Source organism: Dysosmobacter sp. Marseille-Q4140 (assembly GCA_018228705.1).
Classification (GTDB): Bacteria; Bacillota; Clostridia; order Oscillospirales; family Oscillospiraceae; genus Oscillibacter.
Genome location: CP073694.1, coordinates 95,014 through 109,452 on the forward strand (window position 1 = coordinate 95,014; position 14,439 = coordinate 109,452).

General features: G+C 64.2%; 12 protein-coding genes. All 12 read left to right on the top strand.

What is annotated here, in order from left to right; genetic code table 11:
* The first annotated feature begins 433 nt into the window (after positions 1-433).
* The 12 genes from KFE19_00440 to KFE19_00495 all read left to right on the top strand — a co-directional run bounded on the left by KFE19_00440 (position 434) and on the right by KFE19_00495 (position 14,435).
* The gene (locus tag KFE19_00440; protein ID QUO38032.1) at positions 434-1,507 is read left to right on the top strand and encodes a TRAP transporter substrate-binding protein; all 1,074 of its coding nucleotides are present in this window, start codon (positions 434-436) and stop codon (positions 1,505-1,507) included.
* An 80-nt stretch (positions 1,508-1,587) separates the two neighbouring features.
* Positions 1,588-2,151: a TRAP transporter small permease gene (locus KFE19_00445; GenBank protein ID QUO38033.1), complete on the top strand. Its 564-nt coding sequence runs from the start codon at positions 1,588-1,590 to the stop codon at positions 2,149-2,151.
* Positions 2,151-3,452: a TRAP transporter large permease gene (locus KFE19_00450; GenBank protein QUO38034.1), complete on the top strand. Its 1,302-nt coding sequence runs from the start codon at positions 2,151-2,153 to the stop codon at positions 3,450-3,452. Before KFE19_00445 ends, KFE19_00450 begins: the two co-directional genes overlap by 1 nt.
* 222 nt (positions 3,453-3,674) lie before the next feature.
* Positions 3,675-4,196, top strand: a complete 522-nt coding sequence (locus KFE19_00455; protein ID QUO38035.1) for a VOC family protein — start codon at positions 3,675-3,677, stop codon at positions 4,194-4,196.
* A gap of 69 nt (positions 4,197-4,265) precedes the next feature.
* Positions 4,266-5,057, top strand: a complete 792-nt coding sequence (locus KFE19_00460; protein QUO38036.1) for an SDR family oxidoreductase — start codon at positions 4,266-4,268, stop codon at positions 5,055-5,057.
* A gap of 19 nt (positions 5,058-5,076) precedes the next feature.
* Positions 5,077-6,174, top strand: coding sequence for a zinc-binding dehydrogenase (locus tag KFE19_00465; GenBank protein QUO38037.1), 1,098 nt, complete (start codon positions 5,077-5,079; stop codon positions 6,172-6,174).
* 27 nt (positions 6,175-6,201) lie between these two features.
* Positions 6,202-7,047, top strand: coding sequence for a sugar phosphate isomerase/epimerase (locus KFE19_00470; protein ID QUO38038.1), 846 nt, complete (start codon positions 6,202-6,204; stop codon positions 7,045-7,047).
* A gap of 49 nt (positions 7,048-7,096) precedes the next feature.
* Positions 7,097-7,939, top strand: coding sequence for a sugar phosphate isomerase/epimerase (locus tag KFE19_00475; protein QUO38039.1), 843 nt, complete (start codon positions 7,097-7,099; stop codon positions 7,937-7,939).
* Between the two features lie 113 nt (positions 7,940-8,052).
* Positions 8,053-8,907: a sugar phosphate isomerase/epimerase gene (locus tag KFE19_00480; protein QUO38040.1), complete on the top strand. Its 855-nt coding sequence runs from the start codon at positions 8,053-8,055 to the stop codon at positions 8,905-8,907.
* 180 nt (positions 8,908-9,087) lie between these two features.
* Positions 9,088-9,465: a BlaI/MecI/CopY family transcriptional regulator gene (locus KFE19_00485; protein QUO38041.1), complete on the top strand. Its 378-nt coding sequence runs from the start codon at positions 9,088-9,090 to the stop codon at positions 9,463-9,465.
* Positions 9,462-13,925 carry a M56 family metallopeptidase gene (locus KFE19_00490; protein QUO38042.1) on the top strand — a complete coding sequence of 1,488 codons (4,464 nt, stop codon included), beginning with the start codon at positions 9,462-9,464 and terminating at the stop codon, positions 13,923-13,925. Before KFE19_00485 ends, KFE19_00490 begins: the two co-directional genes overlap by 4 nt.
* A 75-nt stretch (positions 13,926-14,000) precedes the next feature.
* The gene (locus tag KFE19_00495; protein ID QUO38043.1) at positions 14,001-14,435 is read left to right on the top strand and encodes a rhodanese-like domain-containing protein; all 435 of its coding nucleotides are present in this window, start codon (positions 14,001-14,003) and stop codon (positions 14,433-14,435) included.
* The last annotated feature ends 4 nt before the right edge of the window (positions 14,436-14,439 follow it).

The window sequence follows — 14,439 nt, forward strand, 5'->3', positions numbered from 1 at the left end:
TTCCCGCCGCAGACGCACGCATCAAGCACACAGGGCCGCACAAATGCGGAGAGACCCTGTGCGTCCCTTTGGATTTCATGGTATGCCAAGTTTTTGGTTTTTTCAAATACACAGCTTTTATACCGCTGTATTCCAGAAAAGCATAGGCCGCCGGCATCGCCGCCGCCTGCGCTGTGAAGGCGGATCGGATCTGCTGAAAGGGCGGTGTCAAGAAGCTGTTAACTCTGTTAATTTTTTGTCGAAAGTTCACTGAATCAGATGTGTGTCTCTAAATGCCTCGATAATGTTGATGGAAAAATACATGATTTTTTGGAATGTGCCGCAATAACTTTTTGAAATTTGAAATTACGCGAATATTTGCTACAATTTGACTATGCCAAGACGTCTGGAACACAATGCAAATGTGCAAAATATGCGATTTTAGGAGGAATTTATGAAAAGATTGTATGCGTTGATCCTGGCCCTTGCAATGGCACTGTCCCTGGCTGCCTGCGGATCTTCCGACAGCGGCGAAACCGAGCAGACCGACGACGGCGCTGCCGCCGAGACCACGGACGACGGCGCTGCCGCCGAGGTGGAAGAACTGACCATCAACCTCTATAACCCCGTGGCCGGCGAGGTCACCGACACCTCCTACACCATCTTTGCCGACAAGGTGTCCGAGCTGTCCGGCGGCAAGATCACCTGCAACATCACTCCCGCCGGCACCCTGGGCGCCGAGCGCGAGGCCACCCAGCTGCTGCTGATGGGCGACATCGACATGGGCGTGTTCTCCATCGACGGTCTGGACTGGCTGGTCCCCGACGTGGGCATGTCCTGGATCTGCCTGCCGGGTCTTCTGACCTCCTATGAGGAAGTGGACGAGTACTACAACAACGGCTGGATGTTCGAGCGCCACAAGGAAGTGGCCGCCGAGCACGGTGTGGACCTGATCTGCCCGGGTGAGTTCGGCCTGAAGGTCTACATGGGCACCGGCGAGCCCATCCGCACCATGGACGACTTCAAGGGCAAGATCATCCGGATCCCCGACGTGCAGTTCCACCACGACTACATCGAGGCCCTGGGCGCCATGCCCGTCAGCGGCATCGACATGTACACCGGCCTGCAGCAGGGCACCATGGACGCCGTCCAGAACAACATCCCCGCCTCCGAGCTGTTCAAGCTGGAGGAGGTCATCGACTGGATCACCCTGACCTGGGATATGTACGGCAACAACTTCTGGGTCGCCAACGGCGATTTCACCGCCTCCCTGTCAGACGCCCAGCGTGAGATCATCTACACCGCCGCCGAGGAGGCCGCCCAGTACATCCGCGACACCTACCGCGAGGTCAACGACACCTGGGTCGAGGAGTGCAGAAACAATCCCGACATCGAGGTCATCGACATCAGCGATGAGATGAAGGCCGAGATGCAGGAGATCGGCTATCAGATCTGGGAGGAGTACCGCGACAAGTTCGATCCCGTGGCTATGGAGCGGATCTTCGAGGAGTTCTATCCTGCGGACTGAGCAATCTGACCGGGGTGCTGATGGAGCCGCTTTCCGTCAGCACCCCCCTTTGAGAGAAAGGCAGGTTCCCTGTGAATCAAATGAAATTTGACAACAAGCTGTATGAGTTTGTCTATAAACTCAACCGGGTGTTCGGAAAGATCGAGGAGATCCTCTCCATCATCACCCTGTGGCTGCTGATCATTGTGTGCGTCGTGTTCATCTCCGCACGCTTCATCTTCCACATCCCCACCCCCTGGGCCGATGAGCTGGCGCGGTATTTTCTGATCCTGCTGGGCTGGATGGGCGCAGCCTTTGCCTCCTCCCACAACGATCACCTCAACATCGATATCATCAGCACCGTGGTCCAGAAGCGGTCCAAAAATCCAGAGAAGATCCTGGCGGTGGCCGACCGGATCTCCCAGATTTTGTCCCTGGCGTTTTTGCTGGTATTTCTGTATTTCTACACCATTTTTGTCATTAAAATGTATGAGACGGGCACGCCCTCTTCCACCCTGCCCTGCGACATGTGGGTCCCCATGAGCCTGGTGCTGATCGGCGGCGTCCTGATCCTGGTCCACAGCCTCTGCTATGCCATCCTGCCCAAGAAGTACTGGGAGGGGCAGCAGCAGGAGGACACCGCTGAAAAGGAGGAGGAGAACTAATGGAAGTCTTGCTTGTATTTCTGGTGATTTTCCTTGGCACCTCCCTCCTGTTCCGGATGCCCGTGGGCTTTTCCATCGGCCTGGGCGGTGTGGGCGCCTTCCTGATCTACGGCTTCTCCACCACCTCCATGGCCCAGTCCGCCTTCTACGGCACCAACAACTTCTCCCTGCTGGCCATCCCCTTCTTCCTGTTCGCCGGCGCGGTGATGGAGTACTCCGGCATCTCCCGGAGCATCTTCGCCTTCGTGGACTCCTTTGTGGGCCGCTTCCGGGCCAGCACCGGCACCGTGGCCGTGTTCGCCTGCGCCGCCTTCGGCGCCCTGACCGGCTCCACCCAGGCCACCATCGCCTCCATCAGCAAGATCGTGTTCCCGGAGATGGACAAGCGGGGCTATGAGCCCGCCTACCAGGCCGCGCTGATGGCCTCCGCCGGGTTCCTGGGCGTGCTGATCCCCCCCAGCATGACGGGCATCGTCTATGCCACCGCCTCCAACATCAGCATCGCCGACGCCTGGATGTCCACCCTGCTGCCGGGCATCCTCATCGCCATTATGTACTCTGTGGTGAACTTCTTCCACCGCCGCAAGGTGGAGCCGAAGGTCACCGAGCCCTTCCACGCCGGCGCCTACGTCAAAAACATCGGCGTGAGTACCAAGAACGCCTTCTGGGCGCTGATGATGCCGGTCATCATCTTCGGCGGCATTTACGGCGGCGTATTCACCGCCACCGAGGCCGGCGCCATCTCCGCGCTGTACGGCCTTGTGTACTATGTGATCCGCAAGCGGGTCCGGCCCGAGGCCGTCAGCGGCAACGTCAAGGACATGATGAAGTTCACCATCAGCCTCACGGGCATCATCCTCTTCATCATGACCACCGCCAACATCGCCTGCAAGGCCATCGCCTTCTCCGGCGTGTCCCAGGAGCTGGTCACCTGGATGACCACCCACATCGAGTCCCCCATCGTGTTCATGCTGATCGTGAACGTGATCTTCCTGATCTGCGGCATGTTCATCGACAGCAACGCCGCCATTTTGCTGTTCGTCCCGCTGCTGACCCCCATCGCCGATGCCTACGGCATCGACCAGGTGCAGCTGGCCGGCATCATCCTGGTGAACCTGTGCGTGGGTGCCATCTCTCCCCCGTTCTGCATCAACGTGTTCGTGACCACCAAGCTGAAAAACGTCAAGTTCGTGGATGTGATCCACTACATCTGGCCGTATCTCTTCTGCTGCATCATCGTGCTGCTGCTGATGTGCTTCATCCCCGGGCTGTCCACCTGGATGCCCAGCCTGTTCAACTGAGGTCCGGTCCATCAGGACGTTCCCTTCCAAAAGACCGGGTCTGACGCCCCATCGGCGCCGGGCCCGGTCCTTTTCTCCGCCGCCGGGCCGGAGGTATAACCGGCGGGAATGGCGGCGGCAAAGCGAGAGCTATTATACAAATTCCCCCGGTTGGGGCTATAATTCCAAGTAAGAAAATGCGGCGCCCGCAGGGCGCTTGAACAGACGGAAAGGACGGAGATCATGAAAAAAGCAAAACCGGAAGTGGTCTTTCAGGTAGGTATGGTGGTCCGGGACGCGGAGGAGAAGGTCCGGGCCCTGAAACAGTGGTTTGACTTCGAAGAGGACAGCATCGTGGTCAAGGACACCCGCACCATGACGGAGCAGGGGATCTTCCACGACAACCAGTACCTGGGCAAGCCCGCGGAGTTCTACATCAAGACCATCCGCCTGAGCTTCGGCGGGATCGACTTCGAGTACATCGAGCCCCTCAATCAGGCCGGCGGGGACCCCTTCTCCGACTGGCTGCTGGAGCACGGCGAGGGCATCCACCACATCAACGTGAAGTTTGAAAACCGGGAGCGCCTGGTGGAGAACATGGAGCAGCTGGGCGTCCCGGTGCTCCACAGCGCCAAGATGCGGGACAAGGGCTACTCGTTCTATGACCTGCGCAGCCAGTTCGGCTTCATCGCGGAGGTCGGCGAGATGGTGGTGGGCCCCATGGCGGAGGCCTATTACAGGGACCGGGGCGGAAAGCCCGTCTGAGCGCCGGGCTCCCATCCAACAAACAAGACGGCGGCCGGCGGCCGCCGCAGGATACAGAAGGAGGATACCATGAAACAACTTGAAGGCAAGGTCGCCATCGTCTCCGGCGGCACCAAGGGCATTGGATACGCCATCTCCAGCACGCTGGCCGCCCAGGGCGCCCGCGTGGTGATGGTGGGCACGGACCGCACCGCGGCCGAGAAGGCCGCGGCGGAGATCGCCACCCAGGGCGGCACTGTTCTGCCGGTGGCGGCGGATCTGACCACGGAGGAGGGCCGGACGGCGGTCCTGCGGGAGACGCTGAACGCCTATTCCAAGGTGGACATTCTCATCAACAACGCCGGCTGGGGCTGCAAGACGTCCTTCCTGGAGACCACCATGGAGGGCTTTGACCGCTCCATCAACCTCAACCTGAAGGGCACCTATTTCATGACCCAGGCCGTGGCCGCCCAGATGGTGGCCCAGGGTACCGGCGGGCGGATCGTCAACATCTCCTCCACCGCCGCCCTCCAGGGCGAGCGCAACTCCACCATCTACTCCGCCACCAAGGCCGGCATCATGGCCTTCACCCGGGCCCTGGCCCTGGAGATGGGGCCCTACGGCATCAACGTCAACTGCGTGGCTCCGGGCTTCACCCGCACCAACAACAACGGCCACGTCCCCGCCTCCATCGACGAGAACTTCCTGGCCATCACCCCCACCCAGCGCATCACCGTGGCCCAGGACATCGCCAACGCCTGCCTGTTCCTGGTGTCCGACGGCGCCAGCCAGATCACCGCTCAGGTACTCTCCGTGGACGGCGGATACAGCGGCACCCGCGCCATGCAGGCGGCCCAGACGGCCTCCATGCAGCGCAAATGACCACGGGAGGAGCGAAAATATGACTGGAAAGATCGCGTATTTCGGAAAAGACGGCAAGGTGGGCTTCGTGAGCCACGAGCTCCCTGAGCCGGGTCCCGGCGCTCTCCTGGCCCGGGTGCTGAGCAGCAACATCTGCGGCTCCGATGTGAAGAACTGGAAAAGCGGCGTGTCCCTGGGCGTGGGCGGGGAAAAGACCTGCCAGGGCCATGAGTTCGTGGGCCGCATCGAGCGGCTGGGTGAGGGCGTGACCACCGACTACGCCGGACAGCCCATCCAGGTGGGCGACCGGATCGTGGCGGCCTACTACATCACCTGCGGCGAGTGCCGGGCCTGCAAGATGGGCCGGTATGACCAGTGCGAGAACGCCTACATCCACCTGGGCCAGTCCCCGGAGGACTTCCCCTACTTCTCCGGCACCTTCGCCACCCATTACTACATCCATCCCAAGCAGCACTTCTACAAGGTGCCCGACACCCTGCCCGACTCCCTGGCCGCCGGCGCCAACTGCCGCTTCTCCCAGATCTACTACGGTCTGGAGCATGTGGGCCTGGCCGCCGGAGAGACGCTGCTGATCCAGGGCGCCGGCAGCATGGGCCTCTACGCCGCCGCCATCGCCAGGGAGGCCGGCGCCACCACCATCGTTATCGACAGCGTCGCCGACCGGCTGGAGATGGCCAAGCGCTTCGGCGCGGACCACGTCATCAACATGACGGACCTGCCGGAGCTGGCCGACCGGGAGAGAGCCGTGCGGGAGCTGACCGGCGGCCGCGGCGCGGACGTGGCCGTGGAGGTCACCGGCGTGGCCGCCGCCGTGGAGGAGGGCTTCCACCACCTGGCCCCCATGGGCCGGTACGTCATCATCGGCACCAACGTCCTCTCCGCCAAGGCCACCCTCTCCCCCGGCTATATTACCCGCAAGAGCCTGACGGTCACCGGCGTGGCCCGGTATCTGCCGGAGTATCTGCACAAGTCCCTGCTGTTCCTGGACAAGTTCCAGCACAAGTACCCCTTCGACGAGTTCTCCACCGGCACCTACACCCTGGACCAGCTGGAGGAGGGCATGCAGATGGTGGCCGACCGCAAGGTCATCCGCGCGGTGGTCACGCCGGAATTGTGAGCGCTGATTTGACAAGGAGGAAATACCATGGGCAGATTTCAATTCGGCGTCTGTGAGTTCAGCTTCCCCTGCTGGGGTCCCCTGGCCTTGCAGATGGCCCACGAGGCGGGCTATACGGGGATGCAGCTGGCGGACGCCGGCGGCTCCACCAACGCCTATCCCCTGAACAACAAGCGGGTCCAGGACAGCTATCTGGAGGCCTCCGCCAAATATGGCATCCAGCTCCAGTCCATCCACCTCTACACCCTGGTCCGCCAGAACTTCATCCGGTACAGCCAGAGCTCCCCGGAGGGGCAGGAGTGCATGGAGAGCATCAAAAACGGCATCATCGCCGCCTCCGAGATGCACATTCCCACCGTCATGATCGAGGGCATGCGCATGTACGGCGCCGCCCAGCACCAGCACGTGCTGGACATGTACAAGTACGCCGTGCAGGTGGCCGGGGACTACGGCGTCCAGATCGCCATGGAGACGGACGTCACCCTGGAAAACCACTTCAAGTTCCTGGATCAGTTCGACGGGAAGCTGAAGCTGTGCTTCGACACCCACAACCCCGTCATGTACGGCACCGGCTATCCCCCCGACATGATCCGGGCCCTGGGCAAGGACCGCATCGACCACTTCCACATGAAGGAGTCCCAGCCCGACGCCGAGGGCTTCGTCACCAAGGAGACGGCTCCCATCGTGCTGCTGGGCCAGGGCGGGACGTTCTTCAAGGAGTCCGTCCAGGCCATCAAGGACATCGGCTACGAGGGCTGGATCATCTCCGAGACCTTCTACAACCGCCGCAACATGAACGAAAACGGCATGGACTACGTCTCCTCCGCCAAGCGGGACGTGGAGACGCTGAAAGCCGCCTTCGGCGAGGACTGAACGCCCCTTCCGGCACACAGCCTGATACGAACCGAGAAAGGAAGCGGAAATGAGCGGATATAAATTCGGCACATACGATTTTTGCTATCCGGTGATCGGACCGGCCGCCTTTGAGCTGGCCGGCGCCGCCGGATACGACGGCGTCTGCATCTGCGACCTGGGCGGCGCCAAGCGCAACTTCCCCCTTCTGCAAAAGCGGATCCAGGAGATGTACCTGGAGGCGGCCCGGCAGTACGGCGTGACGATCCAGGGCTACCAGCTGCTCCAGATGAACCACCCCAAGCAGCGCTATGAGCATTTCAGCCCCGGCTCCCCGGAGGGCGAGCTGGGCCGGCTGAGCGTTTCCAGGGCCGCGGAGATCTGCGCGGCCATGAGGATCCCCTTCGTCAAGATCGAGACCACGGGGATGTTCGACGGCGACGACAAGCGCAACGTCCTGGAAAACTACAAGGCCTACGCCCGCATCTGTGAGGACGCCGGCATCCGGCTGCTGATCGAGACGGATATGACCCTGACGCGGCTGTGCGATTTTCTCGACAGCGTGGGCCACGGCCTCAGGGCCTGCGTGGACACCAGCGACATCCTGCGCTACGGCACCGGTGATCCGGCCCAGGTCATCACCTCCCTGGGCCGGGAGCGGATCGGTCTGGTCCAGATGAAGGACAGCCGCATGAACCGCTACGGCTACATCACCGCCCGGAGCGACCTGGCCGCACCTCTGGGCCAGGGGGACTCCAGGCTGGAGGAGGCCGCCCGGGCCGTTCGGGACATCGGCTACGACGGCTGGATCTTCGCCAAGAGCGTGGTGTATCTGGACGGCTTCGCGGGACAGGACTACATCGCCCTGGGCAAGAGCGACGTGGCCGCGCTGCGCAGGGCCTATCTCAGCTGACCGTTCTCCGGAGGCAGTCCCCTGCCTTCGCCGCGGCGGTGAAGGGCACGGCGCCGCCGCGGGCCGCTGGACTATCCGGCCCCGGAACTTCCCTAAAGAGGAGCACGACCGATATGAGTAAATTGCAGTACAAGTTTGGCACCTTCGATTTCTGCTACCCCTTCCCCGGCCCGCCGGCCATCCGGCTGGCCGGCGAGGCGGGGTTTGACGGGATCTGCATCGGCGATCTCTACGGGTGCGAGAAAAATTATCCGCTGAACCAGAAGTGTATTCAGCAGCAGTATCTGGAGGCGTCCAGAAAGTACAACGTCTCCCTGGAAGTCTTTCAGCTGTTCAGCATGAGCAACCTGCGCGGCCGCTACGACCACTTCGACCCCGACAGCCGGGAGGCCGAAAAGGGCCGCACCGCCGTCCGCAGGGCCGCCGAGGCCTGCGAGGCCATGGGCATCCCCCGCATCATGATCGGCACCACGGTGATCCGCGACGCCAACGAGCGCAACAACATCAAGGAGAACTTCAAGGAGTACGTGAAGATCTGCGCCCAGCACGGCGTCCGCCTCACCATCGAAAACGACATGACCGTGGAGCAGCTGATCCCCTTCCTGGACGAGGTGGGTCACGGTCTCAAGGCCTGCTTCGACACCAACAACCCCATCTTCTACGGCACGGGGTACTCCCCCGACATGATCCGCGCCCTTGGAAGGGACCGCATCGACCACTTCCACATGAAGGAGAGCCGGGCCAACGAGTTCGGCGTCCTCACCCGGAAGGAGGAGCTGGTGACGGTGCTGGGCGAGGGTGACTCCCACTTCGCCGAGGCCGTGGACGCCATCCACGACATCGGCTTTCAGGGCTGGATCTTCGCCGAGACATTCTACTTCTTCAAAGGCTTCCAGGGCCGGGACTATGTGGAGATCGGAAAGCACACCCTCCGCAACCTGCGCCGGGCCTATCTGGACGCCCAGTGATCGCCCCGCGCTCCCCCCGGTCCGCTCCGGTCCGGGGGGAGCGTTTTTTGCCGTGAGACGATGCCGCAGGCCGCCATCGTCTCTTTTTTGTAACCATTTTGCGGTTGACAAATGTCTACCTCTCTGGTATGGTGAGGCTGTATAGGTAGACATGCGTATACCAAAAAAGGAGGCGATCCTGTGTCTGTCAATCTCTCTGACAGCGAGTGGAAGCTGATGAACCGGCTGTGGCAGTCCGCGCCCCGGACCATCACGGAGCTGACCGCGGCGGTGAAGGACGAGACCGGCTGGAGCAAGAATACCGTCATCACCATGCTGGGCCGGCTGGAGGCCAAGGGAGCCGTCCGCCACCAGGAGGGCGGCCGGGCCCGGCTGTATTTCCCCGCCGTGGACCGCGGCGCCGCCGCCCGGGCGGAGACGGAGAGTTTCCTCTCCAAGGTCTACGGCGGATCCCTGGGACTGATGGTGTCCAACCTGGTGGAGACGAGGGCCCTGACTGCGGCGGACATCGCGGAGCTGGCCGCCATTTTGGAGCGTGCGGGAGGTGACGGAAGATGAAGGAGATTTTGCTGACCTCCTCTGCACTGATCCTGGCGCTGCTGGTGCTGCGGCTGCTCTTCCGGAACCGGATCTCCCGTCGGGTCCAGTACGCCCTGTGGCTGCTGGTGCTGGCGCGGCTGCTGATCCCCGCCAGCCTGCCGGAGGCGGAGTTCTCCCTGCTGGCCGCGGCGGAGCCGGTGGTGCAGCAGTTGGAGGTGGAGCGTGCGCTTTATCTCTCCCCTGTTCGGGAGACCGTGATCGGGCCCGAGGGGGGCGAGATCCTGAACAGCACCCCCGCGCCCAACGCCCCTCTGGCTGTCGGTCAGTCCTCCCCGGACAACACCCGTGTGTTCACAGACGGCAGCGACGTCATCCACGAGGTGGAATACGCGCGGCAGGTGGACCTTGCCGACTTGCTGCGCTGGGTGTGGTACGGCGGCATGGCGGTCATGGCGGTTTGGCTGTTGGCTGTCAACCTGCGCTTCAGCTGCAAACTTCGTAAAGCAAGAACGCCTTACAGTGTTGAGGGCTGTAAATACCCCGTGTACCTGGTGGAGACGGGCCTGGCTTCCCCTTGCCTGTTCGGCCTGCTGCGGCCGGCCATCTATCTCACCCCCGCCGCGGCCGCGCCGGAGCGGCTGCGCCACGTGACCGCCCACGAGAGCGCCCACGCCCGGCACCTGGACCCCCTGTGGGCCCTTCTGCGGGGAGTGTGCCTGAGCGTGTACTGGTTTGACCCGCTGGTGTGGCTGGCGGCGGCGGTCTCCAAGACCGACGGGGAGCTGGCCTGCGACGAGGCGGCCCTGGCGGCTCTGGGCCCCGGGGAGCGGGTGTCCTACGGTCAGACCCTGCTGGCTTTGATCCCGGTGCGCCGGGGGCCCGGCGCACCGCTGCTCTCCGCCACCACCATGACGGCGGGAAAGCGGCAGCTGCGGGACCGGGTGGCCCGGATCGCGGAGGACCGCCAGACCCGCTCGGCGGCCGTGCTGGCTGTGCTGGCCCTGGCGGCGGGCATCTGCGCCGTGACCTTCACCGGCGCCGACAGCAGCGCGGGGTTCCGGTCCCTGACCAGCCAGGAGCTGGACTGGTTTAACCAGGAGTGGTTCAATCAGGACGAGGCCCTTTGCCTTCCCAACCAATTCCTCACTTCCCTGTACGACGCCCCGGAGGAGATCGACCTCTACCAGCTGTTCTACAACGGCACCGGCGAGACCGAGGGTGTGGACGAGGCGGAGCGGCAGATGGCGGCGGAGGCCGCCGGCGGTGATCCCGGCACGGACCTCATCAAGGTCTCCGCAGACGGGGCCGACGCGGTGCTGGAGCAGTACGCCGGGCTGACCCTCTCCCGGACCCGGGAGGTGGGGCTGGACCAGTTTGCCTATCTGGAGAGCACCGACGCCTACTACGATTTTCACGGCGACACCAACGCCCTGACGGTGACCTTCTCCGCCGGAGAGCGGCGGGGCGACACCGTCCGCCTCTACTACGACGCCTACGGGTCCTTCCTGGGCGATCAGCTGGTGGACAGCTGGGCCTGCGTCACCCTGGAGGAGCAGGCCGACGGCAGCTATCACTTCGTCTCCCACCGGCTGTGCGATATGCCCGCCATCCCCACGGCCTACCCAGCCTGGGACCCGGCGCTGACACTGCCGGTGTCGGACCTCACGGCCTATGAGCCCCAGGCGGCCGCGGTGAGCGTACGCACCGGGGACCTGGACGAGGGACTGGACTTCTACCTGTGGGACCAGGTGACGGTGGAGATCTACCGCGCCACCGACGGCAGCGTCCTCGCTTCCTATGCCCCCGTCTCCTCCCTGCTGGACGCGGTGTACGACGGGGAAAAGCGCTGCTTCTTCACCTTCCCGGGTGAGGAGGGCATCACCCTGGGCGGTTTCCGGGACGTGCTGGGCTACGACGGTGTGGTGATCTCCTACCCCGACCAGCTGCCGGGGAGCAGTGAGACCGTCACCGTCAGCGATTACTATATCTTTGACGACGGCCTCTTCTCCGGCGGTGGGCCCGCCCTGCTGGCGCGGGTCTACGGCACCGCCTCCTACATCGATCTGGACGGCGACGGCCAGATGGAGCTGTGCGCCTCCTCCGGCTCCACGGCCCAGGTGTTCTTCCGCCGCGGCGGCAGGCTGTATCAGGCGGATCTGACGGCCCTGCTGGGCGAGGCCTGGCCCGAGGCGGAGCAGCTGGCCTTTGACAGCTGGGATGCCGCCGGGCGGTTCCTGCCCCTTTGGGCCGACGTACCCATTCCCGGCGCGGACAGCCGCAGCGGCACTGCCTTCCGCTGGCTGTTCTTTGACGGGGACCGCTTCCTGGTCTACCGGGACGAGCGGACCTATACGGACCATGTGGCCGAGGACGTGGACATTCCGGCGGAGGTGCTGGAGCGGTGCAAAATCTATGTCAGGGGCCTCTACGAGACGCCGGAGGAGGGCTTTTTGCTGGTGGACGGCGAGTTCGAACCCGCGCCGGTGGTGTACGACGACTGGCGCATCCTGTCCGTGGACGGCCCTTACTATGAGGAGACGGCGGGGCTGCTGGTGGAGATCTGGCGGCTGAACTGCCAGCTCCACACCACCACGCCGGACGCGGTGGTGCTGGCGGGCAGCCGCTACATGACCGAGGACGGCTGGGTCAGCGCCGGGTATCCCGACAGCGACTACTTCTACTTCCGGGTGGAGGAGCACGGCGGATTGACCTATCTGTTCCACGAGTCCCGGCCGGTGGGGACCCCCGGCACGGAGCTGTTCCGCTCCGACCTCATCAACACCCTCTCGGATCTGGGCATTTTGTCCCTGGCGTATCTGCCGGGTCAGACCCTGCTGGAGATGCTGGAGGTCCAGCGCGCCGCCTTCCTGGAGCGGCTGGGCCAGCATGCCGTGTGGGAACAGGCTCAGGCCATCGCCGCCCTGGCACAGGCCGCCGCGTCGGCCCGGGAACAGTTTGAGACCTGCGCCTCGGAGATGGAGGCGGAGACGCTGTCGGCACAGGCGCAAAGAGCGTGGGCGGCTCTCTGCACTGCTGTGGACAGCTGGACGGCATCCGGCGGCAGTATCCTGACCAACTCCCGGCTGGGCCTCTCCCTTCAGGCGCCCGCCGGCTGGGAGGAGCTGGCGGAGGTCTACTCCGGCGGTTCCTCCGATACGCCGGTCCAGGTGTTCTCCCTCTATGAGCGGACGGCCCACGGGCAGAGCCCGGGCATGGGGCTGGTGTGGAACCTGTCGGCCTTTACCCGGGAGTCCTTTGAACACAACTGGCCCGGTGCCGACGGCTCCGGGGTCCTGGGGGCCTCCAGCTATCTCATCGGCTCCGACGAGGCGTATCTGTACCTGCTCTCCACCCCCACGGACGTGCAGTTCCTGGAGGAGGATCTGAACAGCTGCGTGGCCTACGCCACCCTGAAGGCCCAGTCCCAGCAGGTGCTGGAGGACTTCCTGGTCCGCAATGACATCGCCCCCAATCCCCTCTGCCCTGACGCCGACGGCTGCTACCGCTACACCGGCGCCCTGATCGTCACCCCGGAGAAGCCCGTGGAGGAGGCGGATCCCGCCGCTCCCGCGGAGGAGCTGACGGACGGCGCCATCCGCGCGGCGCTGCTGGCGGATTACGCCCGGGTCAATCCGGCCCAGGAGACGGAGGACTCCCTGGTCTACCAGACCGAGGCCCACCGGGTCCTGGCCCGGGAGGAGAGCAGCGAGACCTGCACCGTGTATCTCACGGCCTGGCGCGCCACCTTTACCTTGACCGACGGCCGGTATGACATGGCCGGCGGCGACCGCATCCCCACCGCCCTGACCTTCACCTGGGACGGCGGGGCCTGGCGGCTGACGGAGTACTGGACCCCCGGCGACGGGGCGTCCTATGGCCGGGACCTGCGGGAGAAGTTCCCCCCGGAGGCCGCCGAGCAGGAGCTGGACGCCGACGCCGTGACGGCCATCGCGGACGAGCTGATGGAGCAGTGCCGGCAAGACGCCGTGAAGCATTTCACCGCCCTCACCGGCTCCGTGCCCGCCGCGGCCTTCCAGCCCTCGGACGTGGAGTTTTCCGGGCAGGCCCTGGAGTCCTATGCCGACGAGATGACCTACGACGAGCGGCTGGAGTGGGCGGCGGACACCGGGATCCCCCAGGGCACGGCCTTCGTCTCCACCGGGCGGTATCTGGAGGGCCAGAACTGCCTGGCCGCCCTGGGCCAGTGGGTGGGCACGCCCCACGCGGACCAGTACAGCCTGTGCCTGCGCTTTCCCGACGGGACCATGGCGGATCTGCCCCTGCCCCGGTCCAACGAGGTGAACATTGCCAGGCCGGACACCATGGAGTTCACCGGCGGGACCTTCGTCTACACCGTCACCTTCTCCGACCTGGCGGTGACCAACGAGGGGCAGACCCTGCTCCACCTGGCGGGCACCTACTGCTATGAGGTGGACCTGGCCGCCCGGACCGTCTCCCTGACGGTGCTGGAGAGCTGAACCTTTGAAAGGGACTTCCCTTTTCCTCCTGTTTCGGGTATACTGTCAGACATACCCGAAACAGGAGGTCTTTTTATGGAACAGCTGTTGCTGCTGGCCGCCGTGATCTGCTTCGGCGCGGCCGTTTTGAAATTTGCCGGAAACCGCTTCCGCACCGCCGAGCACCGGGACGCCGCCCCGGCGAAAAACCGGGAGCCCTGGCGCACCGTCCCCATTCAGGAGGCCGCTCCCCTGCTGGCGGCGGAAAACGCCGTGATCCTGGACGTGCGGACCCAGGAGGAGTTCGACCAGGGCCATCTGGCCGGGGCCGTGTGCCTGCCGGTGGAGACCCTGACGGACGGGGACCTGACCGTCCTGCTGCCGGACAAGCACGCGCCGCTGGTGGTCTACTGCCGCACAGGCCACCGCAGCGCCGAGGCAGCCCAGATCCTCTCGGAGCTGGGCTACGAGGACATCACGGACCTCGCCGGCGGCATCCTGGCCTGGGACGGGGAGACCGTCACCGACTGAGGCC